Consider the following 21,267-nt stretch of genomic DNA (forward strand, 5'->3'; position numbering starts at 1 on the left):
TACCGCCAATCTGTGCCTCAATTTCGCCCCGTTATCGGGGTCTCTGCCCCATTCTTACGCTATTTCGCAGATTCAAGCCAGCCTCTTCCTCTTGCCTTTGGAGGTAATCCGCGCCATGGGCTGACAATGTTGTATCAAACCCTCATCCTTGGCGCCGGCGCGGCTGGCATAATGTGCGCCCGTTTCGCGGGTTCCGGCACTCTGGTGGTCGATCACGCGCGCAATCCCGGCGAAAAAATCCGCATCTCCGGTGGCGGGCGCTGCAACTTCACCAATATGTACGCCGAGGCCAAGAACTTCCTGTCGGCCAACCCTCATTTCTGCAAATCCGCACTGGCGCGCTATACCCAATGGGATTTCATCGAACTGATGGACAAACACGGTATCGCCTGGCACGAGAAAACTCTGGGGCAATTGTTCTGTGATGGTTCCGCCAAGCAAGTGGTGGCCATGCTGGTCGACGAGCTGAAGGACGCCGGGGCAGAGCTGTGGCTGCAAACCTCGGTTACCTCGATCAAGCGCACGGATCAGGGGTTTTTCGTCACTCTGGACCGAGACGGCAAAACCCAGACTATAACCTGCCGCAATCTGGTGCTGGCCACTGGCGGCAAATCCATCCCCAAGATGGGCTCCACTGGCCTTGCCTACGACATCGCCCGTCAATTCGACCTGCCAGTTACCGAAACCCGCCCCGGGTTGGTGCCTTTCACCTTTTCCGAAGATCGGTTCAAGCCTCTGGCCGGCGTCGCCCTGCCCGCCCGCCTATCCAATGAACGCACATCTTTTGACGAGGCCTTGCTGTTTACCCATCGCGGGCTTTCTGGCCCATCGGTACTGCAGCTGTCGTCATACTGGCGCGAGGGTGAGGACATCACGGTCAACCTGATCCCCGAACTACCCCTGTACGACTTGCTGCGTGAACAACGTCAGGTCGAAGGCCGCCGCGATCTCACCACCGAAATGTCACGGCTGCTGCCGGGTCGGCTGGTCGACCACCTAACACAAGAGTTTCAGCTAAAGGGGCGTCTTGCCGATCAATCCGACGCGGCACTTCAAGACCTGTGCAACAAAATGTCCAACTGGCAGCTCACCCCATCCGGCACCGAGGGCTATCGCACGGCCGAAGTCACACTGGGTGGCATCGGCACCGATGCGCTGTCGTCGAAAACCATGGAAGCCAAGTCTATTCCTGGCCTCTATGCCATTGGCGAAGCGGTCGATGTCACAGGCTGGCTGGGGGGCTTCAACTTCCAATGGGCCTGGTCCTCGGGGCACGCCGCCGGAACTGCCATCGCCAACCGCTGATCTGCTTCGGAGCCGCCCTCGCCTGAATTCTGACGGCCATAGGCAGTCGCCGGGGTCACGCCAAATCGCCGCGGGGCCCCGCTATTGCGGGGATACGGCTATTTTGCTGGAGCACGGGGGCAGGCTGTGGCAGGCAAAAGTCAGGCGAGAGTGGGTCAGACGCGGTATCTGCTATAGTGAGCCCGAGCCCCCTTCTTACTTTAGCCTTTTCTCAACCTCGGCAATAAAATCATCACCGCGTTTTTCAAAGCTATCGTATTGATCAAAACTCGCCGCCGCCGGAGCCAGCAATACGGTCTCACCCTCTTGCGCATCCGCAATCGCTTGCTCAACCGCGCGGGCCATGTCGCCACAAACCTCCGCCTCAACATCCAGCTGCATGGCAAAATTCGCGGCTTCACGCCCAATCACATAGGCTTTTTGCACATTGCCGGTCTGCCCCTTCAAGGCCTCCAGCCCGCCATCCTTTTCCAGCCCACCACAAATCCAGCGAACTTTCTTGAACGCGCTCAGCGCCTTGACCGCACTGTCGACATTGGTGGCCTTGCTGTCATTCACAAACCGCACGCCATCTACCTCGGCGATGGTCTGGCTGCGGTGTGGCAGGCCGGGATAGGTCTCCAACGCACCCTCGATCATCCGTGGAGCCAAACCCAGTGTCCTGGCGGCGGCATAGGCCGCACAAGCGTTCTGGTGGTTGTGGGCACCCGGCAACCCAGTCATCTGGCGCAGGTCAATCGATCCCGCCTGCCGCCCCTTGCGGTATTCCGACAGGAACCCCTTGCGCGCAAAAACGTTCCAGCCAACGCCAGCCAGCTTACGCCCCGAGGACACCCGGATCACCCGATCATCCGCCGCCCCCATCGACAGCTGCCCAGCCAGAAATACGCCTTCATCCTCGTCCACGCCAATCACCGCGCGATCAGGACCACCTTCTGCGAACAGCCGACGTTTGGCAGCAAAATAGCCCCCCAGGCCTGCATGACGGTCCAGATGGTCGGGGGACAGGTTGGTGAACACCGCCACATCCGGCGTCATCGAACGGGCCAGTTCGGTCTGGTAGCTGGACAGCTCCAGCACCACGATGCCGCCATCGCCAGGCGGGTCTATATCGAGCACGCCACGGCCGATGTTGCCCGCCATCTGCACCTCTTTGCCAGCGCTTTCCAGGATGTGATGCAACAGCGCGACGGTGGTGGATTTGCCGTTCGACCCGGTCACTGCCACGATCTGCGGGATGCGTTCAAAGTTGTCCCACTGCGATGTCGCGACGGAGCGGAAGAACAACCCAATATCATTGTCTACCGGCACGCCCGCGTCGAGCGCAGCGCGCACTACAGGGTTGGGCGTAGGATAAAGATGCGGAATACCGGGCGAGACAATCAGCGAGGCAACGTCATCAAAGCCCCCCTGTTTGTGCAGATCGCGACAGGTAAAGCCCTCGCCCTCAGCCGCCTCGCGCGCCGCTGGGTTGTCGTCCCAGCAGATCGGAGTGGCATCCCCCGCCCGCAACGCTCGCGCCGTTGCCAGGCCAGAACGCCCCAAGCCCAAAACCGCCACATTGGCCCCTGAAAATCCATAAACCGGGATCATCCGCGCGCCCTTTCCTTAACCTTAGATACCGGCGGCACAGTGCACCGGAGGTATGAGAAATTGCAAGCAGGCTAGTTTCAGGGATTGGCCAAGAACGGCCATAGGCCTTTGCGCTAAATCCTTGGTTTGGCAAACCACTTAGGGCAGCGCCTAACCCTGGGTGGATGCAAAGCGCCCACTCGTGAGGAGGGTCGGGCGCGGCCCGGCCTCACGGCCGGACCAAAGGCTGGTGTTTTACCGAACCTTCAGCGTCGCCAGACCAATCATCGCCAAGATCAGCGAGATGATCCAGAAACGGATCACGATAGTCGGCTCGGCCCAACCCTTTTTCTCGTAATGGTGATGGATCGGAGCCATCAAGAACACCCGTTTGCCGGTGCGTTTGTAGTACAGCACCTGAATGATCACGCTCAGTGCCTCGACCACGAACAGGCCACCAACAATGGCCAGCACAAGTTCGTGCTTGATGACCAGAGCGATGGCACCCAAAGCGCCGCCCAAGGCCAGCGAACCAGTATCGCCCATGAACACAGCCGCAGGTGGGGCGTTGTACCACAAAAAGCCCAAACCTCCGCCAAACAGCGCAGCGGTAAAGATCAGGATCTCGCCAGTACCGGGGACATAGTGCACGTCCAGATACTCGGTGAAATCGACCCGGCCGACGGCATAGGCGATGATGCCCAGAGTGGTCGCTGCGATCATCACTGGCATGATAGCCAGCCCGTCCAGCCCGTCGGTCAGGTTCACCGCATTGGCCGTGCCCACCACAACGCAGATTGAAAATGGCACATAGAAGTAGCCCAGATTGACCAGCGTATCCTTGAACACTGGCATCGCCAGCTGATTTTGCAAGGCTTCGGGATGATAGGCCGAAGCCCATAGCGCGGCGATTATGGCGATCAGAATACCCAATAGCAGACGGACCTTACCCGGAACGCCTGCGGTATTCTGCTTAGACACCTTGGCGTAGTCGTCAAGAAAGCCGATCAGGCCAAAGGACATCGTCACAAAAAGAACAAGCCAAACAAATGGGTTATCCCAACGCGCCCAGATCAAGGTAGAGGTCAGCAGCGCCCCCACAATCAGCAACCCCCCCATGGTCGGGGTTCCGGCCTTGACGAAATGCCCCTCGGGGCCGTCATCACGAATTGGCTGACCTTTGCCCTGCTTTTTGCGCAGCACATTGATCAACGGCTTGCCGAACAGAAAGCCAAAGATCAGCGCGGTCAGGAACGCCCCGCCCGCACGGAAGGTGATATAGCGGAACAGGTTAAAAAAATCGCCGCCGTCCGATAGCTCGGTAAGCCAAAAGAGCATGTAAAGGGGTCCTGTTCGCTAGTTTATTTGGATTGGGTGGCGCCGCCATGGCCTAATTTGCGGATGCCGTCAACGATCTTGGAGACTTTGATGCCTTTGGAGCCCTTAATCAGCACAACATCGCCGGCATCTATCAGCTGAGACAGTTCATCCAGCAACTCGTCGGCACTATCGGCACAACGTCCACGCTGCCCCGCAGGTAAGCGTTGCCACAGGTTTTGCATACGCGGGCCGACACAATGGATGATGTCGATCTCTGACAGAAACGGCAGATCAGCCAAGCCAGCATGCAAGACACCCTCGGCCCCGCCCAGCTCTAGCATGTCGCCAAGAACCGCCACTCGGCGCCCTTTGGCTGTTTGACCCAGCCCATCTTTGGGCTTAGCTGCTGCCAGAACCTCTAGCGAGGCTTTCATCGAAGTGGGGCTGGCGTTGAACGCATCGTCGATCAGTTCCAGCGTTTGGTCATCTCTTTCAGGGTCAATCCTAATAATCTCGCGCATGCCGCGCCCGGCGGGCGGAGTCCACTGCGCCAGATCACCAGCAGCCTTTGCCAGGTCGATCCCAAGCGCCTGAACGACTGCAAGGACAGCCACTGCATTCTGAGCAAAATGCCGTCCTGGCGCATTGATCGTGAACGATAGCTTCTGCGACCCTATTAGAGCCGTGCCAATGGTCTGCTTGTCCTGCAAAGAGACATCCAACAACCGGCAGTCATTTCTAGCACCTTCACCAAAGCTAGCAAGCTGAGCCCCCTGTTCGGCTGCGGCAGATGAAACGATCGGAGCAGTTTCCAGATCGCCATTGCTAATCGCAATGCCACCCGCCTCTAACCCTTGAAAAATAGCGGCTTTTTCACGAGCGATGCCGTCGATGGACTCGAAAGCTTCGATGTGCACCGCAGCCACATTGGTGATCAGTGCCACATGTGGACGGGCCTGAACAGCCAGCGGAGCAATTTCGCCCGGGTGGTTCATGCCAATTTCAATGACCGCGAATTCGCTGTCAGCGGGCATGCGCGCCAGTGTCAGCGGCACGCCCCAGTGGTTATTGTAGCTGGCGACGGCCGCATGCGTGCGCCCCTGCGCCGACAACACCGTGCGCAACATTTCCTTGGTCGAGGTTTTACCTACCGACCCGGTCACCGCCACAACACGCCCACCACAGCGGGCACGCGCCGCGCGGCCCAAAGCTTCTAGCCCTTCTAACACATCATCCACAATCAACAGCGGCGCATCATCATCCAGCCCGTCAGGAACGCGCGATACCAAAGCAGCCCCTGCTCCAGCGGCCAAGGCCTGCGCCACAAAGTCATGCCCATCACGGGCCGCCTTTAGCGCGACAAACAAGTCACCCGACTGCAAAGTTCGGGTATCAATCGAAACGCCATCGACGCTCCAGTCACCCTGTGCACGGCCACCTGTAGCAGCAACCGCGTCTTGCGCTGTCCAAAGGCTCATACCATCCCTCCGTCCAAGGCGCCGACGGCCATGCTGGCTTGCTCCACATCGTCAAAGGGCAAAATGTCATCGCCAACGATCTGACCGCTTTCGTGCCCCTTGCCGCAGATCATCAGTGCATCGCCGGGTTCCAGCGCATCAACACCGCGCAGGATGGCTTCGGCGCGATCGCCATATTCAAGCGCACCCGGTGCTCCGCTTTTGACAGCGGCGCGGATCACGGCCGGGTCTTCGCTGCGAGGGTTATCATCCGTGACAAGCACCATATCGGCATTCTCAGCTGCAGCCTGCCCCATCAACGGCCGTTTGGCGGCGTCTCGGTCTCCACCTGCGCCAACAATAGCTACTAGGCGACCCAATACATGCGGCCGCAGCGCCTTTAGCGCGGTGGTAATGGCGTCGGGCGTGTGGGCGAAATCAACAAACACCGCTGCACCGTTATTGCGGGTCGCTGCCAACTGCATTCGCCCCCGCACGGTTTTCAAATGTGGCAAGGTTTCAAACACGAGCTCGGGGTTCTCGCCCGATGCAATCACCAAGCCACAGGCCAGCAGGATGTTTTCAGCCTGAAAGCCGCCTATAAGATTAAGCCGAGCCTGAAACGGTTTATCATGCCAGCTGAACCGCATGTCCTGCCCAGACGCGTCAAAGCGTTGGCTCATCAGGCTCAGATCGCCCACGCCACGCCCTACAGTAATGACCTCTTGACCGCGCGCACCAGAGACAGCCCGCATTTCTGCGCCGCGCGGGTCATCCATATTGATCACCGCGACGCCCTCGTCCGGCAACACCCGGCGGAACAATCCGGCCTTGGCGGCAAAATAAGCCTCAAACGTGTGGTGATAGTCCAGGTGATCCTGGCTAAAATTGGTAAACCCTGCAGCCGCCAGACGCACACCATCAAGGCGTCGTTGGTCCAGCCCGTGGCTCGACGCCTCCATAGCCACATGGGTCACCCCATTTTCAACAGCTTTCGCTAGCGCCTTATGCAGAGTGATCGGGTCTGGCGTGGTATGGGCCAGCGGATAGCTCCAGGCACCTTCAACCCCGGTGGTGCCAAGGTTCACGGCAGCGTGCCCCAGCTCTTCCCAGATCTGGCGTACAAATGTCGCTACCGATGTTTTGCCATTGGTGCCGGTGATCGCCACAGCCGTTTGCGGCTGCGCACCAAACCAAAGGGCAGCAGCATAGGCCAATGCCTGACGCGGATCTTCGGTTACCACCACTGCGGCATGACCGGCCGCCAGTTCGGATGCCGCGATCTTGGCACCTTCTGCATCAGTCAGAATGGCCGCCGCCCCCTGATCTAATGCTGTGGCAATAAACCTGGCACCATGCACCACACTGCCGGGAAGGGCCGCAAACAGAAAGCCATCGCCGACTGCGCGACTGTCTAACGTTACGCCTTTGATAATCGGGTCTGCACCACCGCGCGCAGTCAGGCCCAACCGGCCGAGGGCTTTCTCGGATGTGTTGCTCATAGCGACCTCACCTGTCAGTTTGAGGTGAGTGTTATATCAGTCACCGTGGCAGGTTCAACTTGCGGGCGTAGACCCAGCAAAGGTGCAATCCGGCCAATCATTTCAGCAGCAACTGGAACAGCGGTCCAGCCAGCCGTCCGACGCTCTTCGTCGTAGGCAATGATCGAAGGTTCATCCAGCGTCACCACCAGAACATACTTTGGGTCATGGGCAGGGAACATCGACGCAAAAGTGGCAATCACCTTGTCATCGTAATAACCGCCACTTGGCTTCGGCTTATCGGCAGTGCCGGTCTTACCGCCAACCTGATAGCCCGGAACCTCACCAAAGCTGGCTGTGCCCTCCGTCACCACCATGCGCAACATATCGCGCGACGCAGCGGCAGCCTCGGCTGACATAACCCGTGGACCCAGTTGTGGCCCGTCCTGTTTCAGAATGGTTGGGCTGACATAGTTGCCGCCGTTGGCAATGGTCGCGTACCCTGCGGCTAGATGCATTGGACTAGTCGACAGCCCGTGGCCATATGAAATGGTCATAGCTGACAGTTCGGACCAGTTTGGCGGCAACAATGGCCGGCCACCACTCGCCTCGGAAATTTCAAACGGAGTGGCTTCCAGCATGCCAAGACGTGACAGGAAATCGCGCTGGCGCTCGGCTCCGATCTGTTGCGCCAGACGCGCGGTGCCAATGTTCGACGACTTCACAATGATCCGCTCAACTGACAAGCTATTGCCGTAGTTATGAAAATCCCGGATCGCAAAGCGGCCCCAGCGCAGCGGCCCCCGGATATCAACCATGGTATCAGGATTAACCAACCCCAGATCCATCGCCTGCGCTGCGGTAAAAATCTTAAAGGTAGAGCCCAGCTCATACACGCCCTGCACCGACCGGTTGAACAGCGGGCTGTCGGACGAATCACCAGTAGTCAACGGACGTGGGCGCTCATTCGGGTCAAAGTCGGGCAGAGACACAACCGAGATCACCTCGCCGGTGTGCACATCCATCAGGATAGAGGTCGCGCCCTTGGCGTTCATCAACCGCATACCGCCATACAACACCCGCTCGGCGGCGGCCTGAATAGTCAGGTCCAGCGACAATTGCAGCGGCTCGGCGCCGTTTGCAGGATCGCGCAGATAACTGTCGAACTGACGTTCAACACCCGCAACACCGATCACTTCTGCCGCGTCGACGTCTTCCTTGCCAAAACTGGCCCCGCCCAGAACATGGGCCGCCAGACTGCCATTCGGATACAGACGCATTTCGCGTGGTCCAAACAGCAAACCGGGATCACCAATGTCATGTACTGCCTGCTTTTGCTCAGGGCTGATCTTTTTCTTGATCCAGACAAACTTGCGTTTGCCAGAGAAATCCTTCAGCAACCGCTCGCGATCCAGATCCGGGAAGATCTTGCCCAGCGCGTCAGCTGCCGCAGCCGAATCAATGAGCTGTTGTGGATGGGCATAAAGCGAGTGCGTTTCAAAGTTGGTCGCCAGAATGCGACCTTCACGATCAACGATATCAGCACGTTGCGCGGCAATGGCGCTACCCGACGCACTAGAGGTTGGCTCAGTTGGCTCTGATGTCGACATCATCCCCATACGGAGACCAATCACCCCAAAGGCGCACATGAAGAACACCCCCAACACCAACAACCGCCCCTCAGAGCGCTGCTGCGAGCGGGCCTGAATTTCAGCATGTCGCTGGCGCAGGTTCTCTTTTTCGATCGCGTCCGGGTTTTCCCCTTTTGCTCGGGCGGTCAGAATACGGGCCAGTGGACGAAGAGGAGTACGGATCATTGGTTCGCCCCCTCCGCCGCCATAGTCGACACATCGATACCATTAGTGATGGGCAGCAGTGGCAACAACGGTGCCTGAGGGTAAGAAACCTCATCCACCCGGCCAAACTGATTGGGACGAAGAGGCAAAAGGCCGAGGCTGTCAAAGTTCAACTCGGCCAGTTCCCGCAAACGGTCAGGGCGGTTCAGATAGGCCCACTCGGCCCGCAAGACCCCAAGTCGCACTTGGGCTGAACCAATTTCACGCTGAAGCGTCCGGGTCTCTTTCAACACTTGCTGCGTTGTATAGTTTTCGCGGTATGCCCAAAAGGCCAAACCGAACACCGCCAGCGCGGACAAGACATAAGCCAGAGTTTTCATCGGCGTGCCTCTTTCAGTTGCGGCATACCAACATCGCGGGCCTCAATCGGCGTGGCTGGTGCCTCGCTACGCCGCCCAACCCGCAACCGCGCTGACCGCGACCGTGGGTTTTCCGCCAGCTCCTGATCATCCGGCCCTTCGGCCTTGCGGGTGACCAGTGTGAACTGCGATGGAATTTCCTCAATCTCTGGAGCAAATCGATTGGCACGCCCGGTCTTACCCGCACGGTGCTGAAAGAAACGTTTGACCATACGGTCTTCGATAGAATGAAAGGTGACAACAGCCAGCAAGCCACCAGGCTTTAGCGCCCGCTCGGCAGCCAGTAACCCCTGAAACAACTCTTCGTATTCGGCATTCACGGCAATGCGCAGCCCTTGAAAGCTGCGGGTGGCGGGGTGCGATTTGCCCGGCTTGGACCGCGGCAAGCATCCCTCGACAATCTTGGTCAATTGCAACGTGGTAGTGATCGGTTCCAGTGCACGTGCTTTGACGATAGCCTTGGCAATACGGCGGCTAGCGCGTTCTTCGCCAAAATGAAACAGAATATCCGCCAACTGAACCTCGGACAACTCAGCCACAAGATCAGCCGCCGAGGGTCCATCCTGGGACATCCTCATATCCAGCGGGCCATCCTTCATGAACGAGAACCCACGTTCGGCCAAGTCCAATTGCATCGACGACACACCTAAGTCTAGAACAACGCCGTCTAAATTGCTGGCATATTCGTCCATGCGCGAGAACACGCCCTGCTGCATCACCAGCCGGTCGCCATATTCGCCCGCCCAGCTTTCAGCCATTTCAAACGCCAAAGGGTCGCGGTCCACGCCAATGACCTGCGAGGCACCCGCCTCCAGCAAGCCACGCGTATAACCACCAGCGCCAAATGTACCATCCAGCCACCGCCCTGATACCGGTGCTACGGCCTTCAACAGTGGGCGCAGCAAGACGGGAATGTGGGGGGCAGAACCGGAATTCTGGTCCGTAGTCATCACTTAGCCTCTCCAGTCCCATCAAGGAACTGCATTATATCATAGCCTTCCGGCAGGGTCTCCAGCCATTCATCTGTCTGCGCCCCTTCTTCACTCTCATACGTTTCAGGGTTCCAAATCTGAAATGTGTCACCAGCGGCAATAAAGAAGGCCTCACCCTTGAGCCCAATCTTGTTACGCAGCTTTGCTGGCAGAACCAGGCGACCAGTCTCATCAACGGTTGTTGGAAAGGAATGCCCGTGGAACAATTTCTGCAACGCCTTACGTGGCATAGATCCACGTGGCAGAGCATCAATCTTGGCATCGACCTCGTCGATAGCCTGCATCGTATAACATTCCAGAAAATTGCGGTCGCTATCGCCGTACACGATAACCAACTCAGGATTGCCGCCGGGCTGCCAGTTATCATCACCAGATTCAAGCACACGGCGAAACGAGGCCGGGATAGACACCCTGCCCTTCGTATCCACCTTGTGTTGGCTTTCGCCTCTGAACCTGCGGCCCAACCTTACGTCCCTTCTGCTACGTTCCTCGCGTCTCGTTTGTGCCCCAGTATGGAAAAAGGCGAATTGATCAGCTGCCACGGATCAATTCGCCATCTTCGTCCCGCCTAGCGGGAGTGCCCGACTGCGCGCGCCACCTGGGGGGATGTCTGCTCGCTCGCGCGCCGGATCTCAGCATCTGATGAAAGCGAAGGCCTGTATGATACCTGCTCTTTTTATAAGTATGGGGTCGTTGTGTTGCCCCGTGCTCTTCGTCTCATTCGATATATATAGGGATACTATGGGACTTGATGGTATGGCAACGCTTTTTTCTGAATTACCATGTCGGATTGGTTAACAAGAGTTAAAATTGCCTGTAGAAAAATCCAATCATTGAGCGATCATCACAAAATATAGCATATCCGCAACTCATTGTCACAATATAAGGTGAATCGCAGAGCTTCAAAAAATTTCCCTTAATTTCCCAGGAAAGAACTCACGAATCCGATTCTCAATTTCCGTTCCCTTTACGTTCCGGAATTATCCCCAAGCAACCCACAGGCGAATTGAGCATCACGACATCGAATCGAAATTGATTCGAAGAAAATCGTCAATTCCGCTCCAAAACCGTGGCTTCTGCGCCCACAGCCTCCCATGATGCCCATAAATTCCCACAGGACCATACTTTCCCAAATGACCACCCACCACCTCTCGAAGATGGCACCTGCCCCCTTAAAACGAAAAGGCCCACCTGTGAAGGTGGGCCGATTTACCAGCAAATGTCGCTTTGAAGGTTAGCTTCAGTCAGGCCATCCCACCCTTGACCAGCCCCTCGGCAATGCGCGCATAGGCCTGCGCCATCATCCCATCGCCTGCCGCGACCGGCGTACCACTGTCACCCGCAAGCCGGGTCTCAAGATCAATCGGAAGGGCACCCAACAATGGCAGCCCCATGTCCTTAGCTTCACTCGTGACACCTCCGTGACCAAAGATATGGTGTTCGCCTCCGCAATCCGGGCAGGTAAAGAACGACATGTTCTCGATCAGCCCCAAAACTGGCGTCTTCAGCGTCTTGAACATATCCATCGCCTTGCGCGCATCCAGCAGTGCCACATCCTGAGGTGTCGACACAACAATGGCGCCTGACAGTTCAGCTTTGGTGCACAGCGTCAACTGCACATCACCGGTCCCTGGCGGCAGATCGACGATTAGAACATCCAACTCTCCCCAGTTGACCTGCCCCAACATCTGCTGCAACGTCCCCATCAGCATAGGTCCACGCCAGATCACCGCCTTGTCATCTTCCAACAGAAACCCAATCGACATCAAAGTGACGCCATGCGCGTGCAAAGGTTCAATGGTCTTCCCATCCGGGCTGGCCGGGCGCCCTGACGCCCCCATCATGCGTGGCTGGCTAGGGCCATAGATATCCGCATCCAACAACCCCACCTTGCGCCCCCGCCGGGCAAGCGCCACAGCAAGGTTAGAGGCGACAGTTGATTTACCAACACCCCCTTTACCGGACCCCACCGCAAGAATGCGCTGCACGCCCGCCGGCTTCATTGGCCCCGCTTGCGGTTTGGCATGGCCACCAATCTTCAGACTTGGCGCTTCAGCCGCTGGCCCGTGCGCCGTCAATGCAACTGAAACCGCCAGCACCCCATCCAGGCCGCGCACCACCTCTTCGGCTGCGCGGCGGAACGGCTCCATGAGTTTGGCAATGTCTGGACTGGGGGCCTCGATCACAAAGCTGACTTTCCCCCCATCAACCCGCAAAGCCCGCACCATATCGCGGGATACCAAGTTGCCGCCATCAGGCATCTCCAGCCGCTCTAGTGCCCCGTATATCTCTGCCTGTGTCACGGTCATCTTGGTCTCCTTATCTCATTGCGACCTCATATAGGTGCTGCGGCGTCTGGCAAAAACCCCAAGATGGCGCACAACCCAACCAAGGCAAGCGTTCACATTTTGCCCAGTAATAATGCAACGCCAAACTGACATCCCAAAAGTTCAGCAAATCCGGGACGTCAACAGCTGACCCATGCAAATGCTGCATAGCAGAAATGACCAAGCTGGGGATTGTGCCCACGCCGCAAATTCCTATTTTCCCCTCAAGCAACGCCAAACAGGCAACGCACCGAAATACACCAAGGAACAAGACAATGGCCGCAATTGATCACGTCAGCACCACCAAGCCATCGCTGTTCTGCGCGCCTGTCGCCATGGCCGAGGCCGCGTGGGCTCGCTTCACTCAATACCGTCAGTTTCGTCGGACACTGGATGAACTCTCCACGCTGACCCGCCGCGAACTGGCCGACCTGGGTCTGAACCGCTCGATGCTGCACAGCGTCGCACACGAAGCCGTTTACGGCACCAAGTAATAGAGATCAGGTCTTTTTCTCCTCCCTTAAAAGACCTGTCCTACGCGGCAGCATCCTCCTCCTCCCTGATGCTGCCGCACCCTATACCGGTTCAAAACCGGGTCTGAATACACCGGGACTTCCTCCTCCCTGAAACCCCGGTGTTGCAAAGAACGGCGGTGCCCCTCCTCCTCCCTAGGCACCGCCGTTTTTCTTTGCCTAATCGATCTCATCTCATATTGACGCACTTACCGGGGCAATTCTGCCGCATCCCGGCCATTGCAATGCAAGCACCCCTCAGGCTTAGCAAAACTGAGCTGCTGCAACCGCTGTTAGGATTTGGTTAAGCAATCACCGATAACTTGCTGTTAACCAAGTTGATCGTTTTGGAGGCACCCATGGCAGCCGGGAATTTGTCGAACCAGCACCACTACAGTTCTGGGCGTCATTACCAACAACGCCCAAAATCTCGCCCTATTGGCGAATATATCCAAAAGCACGGTATCAAGATTCTAACGTGGACAGTTAGCGCACTTGTCTTCCACATTATCCTTAGCGCCGCAGGTCTGTAACTCCAGACAGCAAGAAACGCCTCGCTCGGGTTTCATTCGAACCAAGGCGTTTCACATCCTTACCACTGCAAGCGAAATCCTCGACGACAGCCCCTAGAACGGAATGTCATCTTTAGGTGACACAAAGGCCGCGACCACCTTTTTCAGGCCCGCCTTGTCAAAATCGACTTCCAGCTTATCGCCATCGATTCCAGCGATCATGCCGTACCCAAACTTTTGGTGGAACACCCGGTCGCCCAATGTGAACTTTGACACCACGGTAGAATCAATAATCTGATTCTTGGCCGCCTGAGGTTGCGCCATGCCGCGTTGACCAGCCCGTGCCTGCATCCGCTTCCACCCAGGTGAATTATACCCGTCGGCCTGCTGCATCTTTTGCTCGATGGTCGATCGCACCGGAGCCTCGGTCGGGGCCGCAGCACCATAACTGCCGCCATACAGGCCGGGCGGTGTCAGAACCTCGACATGCTCCTCGGGCAACTCATCAATGAACCGTGACGGTAATTGCGATTGCCACTGCCCAAAAATCCGTCGATTGCCAACAAAGGAAATGGTGCAAACCTCTTCGGCCCGCGTAATGCCTACATAGGCAAGACGGCGCTCTTCTTCCAAGCCCTTCAGCCCGCTTTCATCCATGCTGCGCTGTGACGGGAACAGACCATCCTCCCAACCGGGAAGGAACACCGCCGGAAACTCAAGCCCCTTGGCGCCGTGCAGGGTCATGATCGACACCTTCTGCCCGTTGTCATCGGATGCGTTGTCCATGATCAAGCTGACATGCTCCAGAAACCCTTGCAGGTTTTCGAAATTCTCTAGCTGGCTGACCAGTTCTTTCAGGTTCTCCAACCGACCCGGCGCATCCGGCGTTTTGTCGTTCTGCCACATGGTGGTGTAGCCAGACTCGTCCAGAATGATCTGTGCCAGCTCATGGTGCGGCACGTCTGGCTCACCAAACCGCATCTGCGGCGCGCCGCCTTCGTCGATCACAGAATTATCGTCGACCTCAAGAACCGAACCAACGGTCATCGCGCTCCAGCGGGCCAAATTGTCCAGCAACTGCCGCAATTGCCCAGCGCCCTTCCCCTTGATGAGGCCGTTTTCAACCGCCAGACGCGCGCCCTCGACCAATGACACACCGTTTTCCCGTGCCGTCATCTGAATGGTCTGTTGCGCCTTGTCGCCAAGCCCCCGTTTCGGAGTATTCACAATCCGCTCAAACGCCAGCGCATCATCCGGGCTGGTGGCAACCCGGAAATAGGCCATAGCGTCGCGAATCTCGAGCCGCTCATAGAATCGCGGCCCACCGATTACACGATAAGGCAGGCCAATGGTCAGGAAACGGTCCTCAAACGCGCGCATCTGATGCGAGGCGCGGACCAAGATCGCCATCTGATCCAGATCCCGAGGCCCTTGCCCACGCGTACCACGCTGCATGGCTTCAATCTCTTCGCCAATCCAGCGAGCCTCTTCCTCACCATCCCAATGGCCAATCAGCCGAACCTTCTCGCCACCCTTGGCATCGGTCCACAGCTCTTTGCCCAACCGACCCTCGTTGCCGGCGATCACACCCGATGCTGCCGCCAGAATATGCTCGGTCGAGCGATAGTTCTGTTCCAGCCGCACCACTTTGGCACCGGGAAAGTCCTTATCAAACCGCAGGATGTTACCCACCTCGGCACCGCGCCAGCCATAGATCGACTGGTCATCATCACCGACGCAGCAGATGTTCTTGTGCCCACCAGCCAGCAACCGCAGCCACAGATACTGGGCGACGTTGGTATCCTGATACTCGTCAACCATGATGAACCGGAACCAGCGCTGGTATTGTTCTAGGATGTCGGGGTGGTTCTGAAATATCGTCACCATGTGCAACAACAGATCGCCAAAATCCACCGCGTTCAGCTCGCGCAGGCGGGTTTGGTACTGTGCATACAGATCCACGCCCTTACCATTATAGGCCGAAGCATCCGCGACTGGCACCTTAGTCGGAACCAATGCGCGGTTCTTCCAATCATCAATGACATTGGCCAATGTCCGCGCTGGCCAGCGCTTGTCGTCGATCCCTTCGGCGCGGATCAGCTGTTTCAACAGCCGGATCACATCATCTGTATCCAGAATGGTGAAATTGCTCTTCAGCCCCACCAGTTCGCAATGACGGCGCAACAACTTCACACAGATCGCGTGGAACGTGCCCAGCCAAGGCATACCCTCGGCCGGTTGGCCCAGCATGCCGCCGACCCGCTGTTTCATCTCGCGCGCGGCCTTGTTGGTGAATGTCACCGCCAAAATCTCGTTCGTGCGGGCTGTCCCGGTGGTCAGCAGGTGCACAATCCGCGCCGTTAGCGCTTTGGTTTTACCAGTACCCGCCCCGGCCAACATCAACACCGGCCCATGCAAACACTCCACGGCCTCTCGCTGCGCCGGGTTCAGCGCATCAAGGTATGGTTTGGGCCGCGCCGCCATGGCACGAGAGGATAGCGAGGCGCCCTCAAAGGCGTCCATTTCATCAAAACTGCTCATGGGCGTAATCCTAGCGTGATTTAACACAGCGCGAAAGAGGACGTTCACACAATGTTCCCCAAATTATTTACGCTTTTTCATTTCTTCCATCAACAGGATTTAGGCAGCACGAACACAAAACGCCTCCCGCCCGTTCGATATGCCTGTAACTTTCGACCACTCCACCCCTTCAAAACGGAACAGAAGCACCAAAATCAGTCGGTTTCCTTGCTAAATGTTTCAAAATGACCTTCGCTGCACCGCAGCACTTGCAATTTACCGCAGGCTTTCCCACAAATCCCCATGGAATTAGATAGTCGCTACCCTGCTGTTTCAGATTTAGCCCACCGCGCCCGCCAGCGGTTGCCAAAGTTCGTTTGGGAGTACTTGGACAGTGGCACCGGCACCGAAGCCACCAAGGCCCGTAACCGCGTAGCACTGGATCAGGTAGGCTTCCTGCCCTCAATCCTGCACGGCCCTATTGATGTCGACCTTAGCACCACATTGTTGGGGGAAACGCTGCCTCTGCCATTTGGTGTCGCCCCATTGGGCATGTCTGGCTTGATTTGGCCCAATGCCGAGCGCCACTTAGCCCAGACAGCCGCCACCGCGGGCATTCCCTATTCCCTATCCACCGTGGCAACCCAATCCCCCGAGGATCTGGCACCACATCTGGGCAACCAAGGCTGGTTTCAGCTCTACCCGCCAAAAGCCCCCGACATCCGTAAAGACATGTTGGAACGCGCCAAGGCGGCTGGGTTCAAAGTACTTGTGCTAACAGTAGACGTCCCCGTTGCCTCGCGCCGGGAACGACAAGTGCGATCGGGACTAACACAACCGCCCAAACTGACTCCACGCCTGCTGGCACAGGTGATGATGCGCCCAGCCTGGGCACTGGGTATGGCCCAGCGCGGCATGCCGCACATGCGCACACTCGACAAGTACATCGACGCCAGTTTGGGCAGCCTGTCTTCGACCGCTCATATCGGCTACCTGCTGCGGACCTCGCCCGACTGGGATTATGTGCAATGGCTGCGCGATCACTGGGACGGCCCATTGGTCATCAAGGGTGTACTGCGCCCCGAAGATGCTGAACGATTAGAGAAAGTCGGCGCTGACGCCCTGTGGGTCTCAAACCACGCAGGCCGCCAATTCGACGGCTGCCCCGCCAGCATCGAGATGCTACCGCTGATCCGACAGGCCACCGATCTGCCACTGATCTTTGACAGCGGGATTGAAAGCGGGTTGGATATCCTACGCGCACTGGCTTTGGGCGCGAACTATGTCATGCTGGGACGCGCTTTCCACTTTGCGCTGGCAGCACTGGGCCCCACTGGCCCTGCCCACCTGATCGACATCCTGAAAAAGGATCTAAAGGCCAACATGGGCCAGATGGGCTGCGATAACCTGAACAACCTGCCCACACCGGTGATGATGTCACCGTCAATAAAGATCGATAAATAGGAACAATACCGCACCACCAAGCCGCAGAACCGCACTATCCTGCCGGTTATACCCACTACTACGCGTATACCTGTCTCTAAGATGTGCCTAACACTTGCTCTAAATTGCACGACCCCGAGGGTGACATGACAGACTTCAAAAAAATCCTGATTGCCAACCGTGGCGAAATCGCCATCCGCGTAATGCGCGCCGCCAACGAGATGGGCAAAGCCACCGTTGCCGTCTATGCCGAAGAAGACAAACTGGGCCTGCACCGGTTCAAAGCGGATGAAGCTTATCGCATTGGCGAAGGAATGGGGCCTGTTGCTGCCTACCTTAGCATCGACGAGATGATCCGCGTCGCCAAGGAATGTGGCGCAGATGCGATCCACCCCGGCTATGGTCTACTGTCGGAAAACCCCGACTTTGTAGATGCCTGTTCGCGTAATGGTATCACCTTCATCGGCCCCAAGGCCGAAACCATGCGCGCTCTGGGTGACAAAGCCTCGGCCCGCCGGGTTGCGGTCAAAGCTGGCGTTCCAGTCATTCCAGCAACCGAAGTCCTAGGCGATGACATGGATGCCATCCGCAAGGAAGCTGCGGAAGTTGGTTATCCCTTCATGCTCAAAGCCTCATGGGGCGGCGGCGGTCGCGGCATGCGCCCTATTTATGGCGAAGACGAACTGGAAGAAAAGATCCTAGAAGGCCGCCGCGAAGCCGAGGCCGCATTCGGCAATGGCGAAGGCTATCTGGAGAAGATGATCCAGCGCGCGCGCCACGTCGAGGTGCAGATTCTGGGTGACAAACAGGGTGGCATCTATCACCTGTTTGAACGCGATTGCTCGGTGCAGCGCCGCAATCAGAAAGTCGTGGAACGCGCCCCTGCGCCCTACCTAAGTGAGGAACAGCGCACCGAGATCTGTGAGCTAGGCCGCAAGATCTGCGCCCATGTGAACTATGAATGCGCCGGTACGGTCGAATTCCTGATGGATATGGACGACGGCAAATTCTACTTTATCGAAGTGAACCCACGGGTGCAGGTAGAGCACACGGTCACCGAAGAAGTTACCGGCATCGACATTGTGCGCGCCCAGATCCTGATCGCCGAAGGTAAGAGCATTGCCGAGGCTACTGGTAAGGCCAGCCAGGATCAGGTGGTTCTGACAGGCCACGCGTTGCAAACCCGCGTGACAACCGAAGATCCACAAAACAACTTCATCCCCGATTATGGCCGCATCACCGCCTATCGTTCAGCCACCGGCATGGGTATTCGTCTGGACGGCGGCACCGCCTATGCAGGCGGCGTTATCACCCGCTACTATGACAGCCTACTGACCAAGATCACTGCCAAGGCGCCAACGCCGGAAATGGCCATCGCCCGCATGGACCGCGCCCTGCGCGAATTCCGCGTGCGCGGAGTATCGACCAACATCGCCTTTGTCGAAAACCTGCTGAAGCACCCAACCTTCCTCGACAACAGCTACACTACCAAGTTCATCGACGAGACGCCCGAGCTGTTCCAGTTCACCAAGCGTCGCGACCGTGGCACCAAGGTGTTGACCTATATCGCCGATATCTCGGTCAACGGTCACCCGGAAACCGAAGGCCGCGCTGCGCCGCACGCTGACCTAAAGGCCCCGCGCCCACCCAAGGTCGCACCCGGCAACCTGCCCTATGGCACTCGTAACTTGCTGGAGCAAAAAGGCCCGCAGGCGGTGGCCGACTGGATGAAGGCCCAGCGGCAACTGCTGCTGACCGACACCACAATGCGCGACGGTCACCAGTCGCTGCTGGCCACCCGGATGCGGTCGATCGACATGATCAAGGTCGCCCCGGCCTATGCAAATGACCTAAGCCAGCTGTTCTCGGTCGAATGCTGGGGTGGCGCGACATTCGATGTGGCCTATCGCTTTTTGCAGGAATGCCCATGGCAGCGTCTGCGCGACCTGCGCGAGGCAATGCCAAACGTGATGACCCAGATGCTGCTGCGCGCCTCTAACGGCGTCGGCTACACCAACTACCCCGATAACGTGGTGCAAAGCTTTGTCGCCGAGGCCGCCAAGGGCATTGATGTTTTCCGCGTGTTTGACAGCCTCAACTGGGTCGAAAACATGCGCGTCGCCATGGATGCCGTGGTCGACAGCGGCAAGATCTGCGAAGGCACCATCTGCTACACCGGTGACATCTTGGACCCCAACCGCGCCAAGTATGACCTGAAATACTACATCGGCATGGCCAAAGAGCTAGAGGCCGCTGGCGCCCATGTTCTGGGTCTGAAAGACATGGCCGGCCTGCTGAAACCTGCCGCCGCCCGTGTATTGGTCAAGGCCCTGAAAGAAGAGGTCGGCCTGCCGATCCACTTCCACACCCACGACACATCCGGCATTGCAGGCGCAACGATCCTCGCCGCCGCAGATGCAGGAGTTGATGCTGTAGATGCCGCCATGGATGCCTTCTCGGGCGGCACCTCGCAGCCTTGCCTCGGCTCCATTGTCGAGGGCCTACGCAACACAGACCGCGACACCGGCATTGATATCGCCACCGTGCGCGAAATCTCAGGGTACTGGGAGCAGGTCCGCGCGCAATACGCCGCCTTTGAAAGCGGCATTCAGGCTCCTGCATCCGAGGTGTACCTGCACGAGATGCCCGGCGGCCAGTTCACCAACCTCAAGGCGCAGGCCCGCAGCCTGGGGCTCGAGGAAAAGTGGCACGAGGTCGCCCAAACCTATGCCGACGTGAACCAGATGTTCGGCGACATCGTCAAGGTGACCCCCTCGTCCAAAGTGGTCGGCGACATGGCTTTGATGATGGTCTCACAGGGCCTGTCCCGCGCCGAGGTTGAAGACCCAAAAACCGATGTGTCCTTCCCGGATTCTGTCATCGACATGATGCGTGGTAACCTGGGCCAGCCCCCCAACGGCTTCCCCGACGCCTTCCTCAACAAAGTCCTGAAAGGTGAATCGCCCAATCTTGAGCGCCCCGGCAAGCACCTTGAGGCTGTTGATCTAGAGGCCACCCGCGCCGAGCTCAGCGCCGAGCTAAACGGCAAGGCAATCGATGACGAAGATCTGAACGGCTACCTGATGTATCCCAAGGTCTTCCTGGATTACATGGGCCGCCACCGCACCTATGGACCGGTCCGCGCGCTGCCAACCAAGACCTTCTTTTACGGGATGGAACCCGGCGACGAGATCGAGGCCGAAATCGACCCGGGCAAAACCCTAGAAATTCGCCTGCAGGCCATTGGTGAAACTGATGAAAAGGGCGAGGTGCGAGTGTTCTTTGAACTCAACGGCCAGCCCCGCGTTATCCGAGTGCCCAACCGCTTGGTGAAAGCCACCACCGAAGCACGTCCCAAGGCAGACCCCGCCAACGACAACCACTTTGGCGCACCAATGCCCGGCGTGGTGGCAACTGTGGCGGCTCAAACCGGCCAACAAGTACACGAAGGCGATCTGCTCCTGACTATCGAAGCAATGAAGATGGAAACCGGCATCCACGCCGAACAGGATGGCGTGGTCAAAGCTGTGCACGTCCAGCCGGGCGCCCAGATCGACGCCAAGGACCTGCTGATCGAGCTGGAATAACCTAAACCAGACGCGCGCGGGTCA

The 21,267-nt window shown here is 57.9% G+C and carries 14 protein-coding genes; 4 read left to right on the forward strand and 10 right to left on the reverse strand.

Features of this window, described 5'->3' with window-relative positions; all coding sequences use genetic code 11:
• Positions 1-126 precede the first annotated feature (126 nt).
• The gene (locus tag DL239_RS01090; RefSeq protein WP_167681375.1) at positions 127-1,305 is read left to right on the forward strand and encodes a BaiN/RdsA family NAD(P)/FAD-dependent oxidoreductase; all 1,179 of its coding nucleotides are present in this window, start codon (positions 127-129) and stop codon (positions 1,303-1,305) included.
• 195 nt (positions 1,306-1,500) lie between these two features.
• On the opposite strand, the gene murD is transcribed toward DL239_RS01090, so the two are convergent.
• The 9 genes from murD to DL239_RS01135 form a co-directional block, all read right to left on the reverse strand.
• Positions 1,501-2,898, reverse strand: coding sequence for a UDP-N-acetylmuramoyl-L-alanine--D-glutamate ligase (murD, locus tag DL239_RS01095; RefSeq protein WP_167681377.1), 1,398 nt, complete (start codon positions 2,896-2,898; stop codon positions 1,501-1,503).
• A gap of 234 nt (positions 2,899-3,132) precedes the next feature.
• Complete coding sequence (gene mraY / locus DL239_RS01100) at positions 3,133-4,215, reverse strand: phospho-N-acetylmuramoyl-pentapeptide-transferase (RefSeq protein WP_167681379.1); 1,083 nt, start codon at positions 4,213-4,215, stop codon at positions 3,133-3,135.
• A gap of 23 nt (positions 4,216-4,238) precedes the next feature.
• Complete coding sequence (locus DL239_RS01105) at positions 4,239-5,675, reverse strand: UDP-N-acetylmuramoyl-tripeptide--D-alanyl-D-alanine ligase (protein WP_167681381.1); 1,437 nt, start codon at positions 5,673-5,675, stop codon at positions 4,239-4,241.
• Positions 5,672-7,156 (reverse strand): UDP-N-acetylmuramoyl-L-alanyl-D-glutamate--2,6-diaminopimelate ligase, encoded by a 1,485-nt coding sequence (locus DL239_RS01110; RefSeq protein WP_167681384.1) that lies wholly within the window; start codon positions 7,154-7,156, stop codon positions 5,672-5,674. Before DL239_RS01110 ends, DL239_RS01105 begins: the two co-directional genes overlap by 4 nt.
• Before the next feature lie 14 nt (positions 7,157-7,170).
• Positions 7,171-8,952 (reverse strand): peptidoglycan D,D-transpeptidase FtsI family protein, encoded by a 1,782-nt coding sequence (locus tag DL239_RS01115; protein WP_167681386.1) that lies wholly within the window; start codon positions 8,950-8,952, stop codon positions 7,171-7,173.
• Complete coding sequence (gene ftsL, locus DL239_RS01120; RefSeq protein WP_167681388.1) at positions 8,949-9,311, reverse strand: cell division protein FtsL; 363 nt, start codon at positions 9,309-9,311, stop codon at positions 8,949-8,951. Before ftsL ends, DL239_RS01115 begins: the two co-directional genes overlap by 4 nt.
• Entirely contained in the window at positions 9,308-10,300 is a 993-nt protein-coding gene (rsmH, locus tag DL239_RS01125; RefSeq protein WP_167681390.1) for a 16S rRNA (cytosine(1402)-N(4))-methyltransferase RsmH, read from the reverse strand. The genes ftsL and rsmH overlap by 4 nt, the downstream gene beginning before the upstream one ends.
• The gene (gene mraZ, locus DL239_RS01130; RefSeq protein ID WP_167681392.1) at positions 10,300-10,806 is read right to left on the reverse strand and encodes a division/cell wall cluster transcriptional repressor MraZ; all 507 of its coding nucleotides are present in this window, start codon (positions 10,804-10,806) and stop codon (positions 10,300-10,302) included. Before mraZ ends, rsmH begins: the two co-directional genes overlap by 1 nt.
• A gap of 780 nt (positions 10,807-11,586) precedes the next feature.
• Positions 11,587-12,651 (reverse strand): Mrp/NBP35 family ATP-binding protein, encoded by a 1,065-nt coding sequence (locus tag DL239_RS01135; RefSeq protein ID WP_167681394.1) that lies wholly within the window; start codon positions 12,649-12,651, stop codon positions 11,587-11,589.
• Between the two features lie 293 nt (positions 12,652-12,944).
• Here DL239_RS01135 and DL239_RS01140 point away from each other — a divergent pair, with 293 nt between their 5' ends.
• Positions 12,945-13,163, forward strand: a complete 219-nt coding sequence (locus DL239_RS01140) for a DUF1127 domain-containing protein (protein ID WP_167681937.1) — start codon at positions 12,945-12,947, stop codon at positions 13,161-13,163.
• Positions 13,164-13,807: 644 nt separating this feature from the next.
• On the opposite strand, the gene DL239_RS01145 is transcribed toward DL239_RS01140, so the two are convergent.
• Complete coding sequence (locus DL239_RS01145) at positions 13,808-16,234, reverse strand: ATP-dependent helicase (protein WP_167681396.1); 2,427 nt, start codon at positions 16,232-16,234, stop codon at positions 13,808-13,810.
• Positions 16,235-16,516: 282 nt separating this feature from the next.
• On the opposite strand from DL239_RS01145, the gene DL239_RS01150 reads away from it, so the two are divergent.
• Both DL239_RS01150 and DL239_RS01155 read left to right on the forward strand, forming a co-directional pair.
• Positions 16,517-17,677 (forward strand): alpha-hydroxy acid oxidase, encoded by a 1,161-nt coding sequence (locus DL239_RS01150; protein ID WP_167681398.1) that lies wholly within the window; start codon positions 16,517-16,519, stop codon positions 17,675-17,677.
• A 125-nt stretch (positions 17,678-17,802) separates the two neighbouring features.
• A complete protein-coding gene (locus DL239_RS01155) occupies positions 17,803-21,243 on the forward strand; it encodes a pyruvate carboxylase (protein WP_167681400.1) in 3,441 nt (1,146 codons plus the stop codon).
• The last annotated feature ends 24 nt before the right edge of the window (positions 21,244-21,267 follow it).

The sequence above is a fragment of the Parasedimentitalea denitrificans genome, from assembly GCF_011813015.1.
GTDB lineage: Bacteria > Pseudomonadota > Alphaproteobacteria > Rhodobacterales > Rhodobacteraceae > Parasedimentitalea > Parasedimentitalea denitrificans.

What these genes read in the sequence shown, in the direction of transcription:
- DL239_RS01090 (WP_167681375.1), top strand. Translation starts at nt 127, where the DNA reads ATGTTGTATCAAACCCTCATCCTTGGCGCCGGCGCGGCTGGCATAATG.
- murD (WP_167681377.1), bottom strand. Translation starts at nt 2,898, where the DNA reads ATGATCCCGGTTTATGGATTTTCAGGGGCCAATGTGGCGGTTTTGGGC.
- mraY (WP_167681379.1), bottom strand. Translation starts at nt 4,215, where the DNA reads ATGCTCTTTTGGCTTACCGAGCTATCGGACGGCGGCGATTTTTTTAAC.
- DL239_RS01105 (WP_167681381.1), bottom strand. Translation starts at nt 5,675, where the DNA reads ATGAGCCTTTGGACAGCGCAAGACGCGGTTGCTGCTACAGGTGGCCGT.
- DL239_RS01110 (WP_167681384.1), bottom strand. Translation starts at nt 7,156, where the DNA reads ATGAGCAACACATCCGAGAAAGCCCTCGGCCGGTTGGGCCTGACTGCG.
- DL239_RS01115 (WP_167681386.1), bottom strand. Translation starts at nt 8,952, where the DNA reads ATGATCCGTACTCCTCTTCGTCCACTGGCCCGTATTCTGACCGCCCGA.
- ftsL (WP_167681388.1), bottom strand. Translation starts at nt 9,311, where the DNA reads ATGAAAACTCTGGCTTATGTCTTGTCCGCGCTGGCGGTGTTCGGTTTG.
- rsmH (WP_167681390.1), bottom strand. Translation starts at nt 10,300, where the DNA reads ATGACTACGGACCAGAATTCCGGTTCTGCCCCCCACATTCCCGTCTTG.
- DL239_RS01135 (WP_167681394.1), bottom strand. Translation starts at nt 12,651, where the DNA reads ATGACCGTGACACAGGCAGAGATATACGGGGCACTAGAGCGGCTGGAG.
- DL239_RS01140 (WP_167681937.1), top strand. Translation starts at nt 12,945, where the DNA reads ATGGCCGCAATTGATCACGTCAGCACCACCAAGCCATCGCTGTTCTGC.
- DL239_RS01145 (WP_167681396.1), bottom strand. Translation starts at nt 16,234, where the DNA reads ATGAGCAGTTTTGATGAAATGGACGCCTTTGAGGGCGCCTCGCTATCC.
- DL239_RS01150 (WP_167681398.1), top strand. Translation starts at nt 16,517, where the DNA reads ATGGAATTAGATAGTCGCTACCCTGCTGTTTCAGATTTAGCCCACCGC.
- DL239_RS01155 (WP_167681400.1), top strand. Translation starts at nt 17,803, where the DNA reads ATGACAGACTTCAAAAAAATCCTGATTGCCAACCGTGGCGAAATCGCC.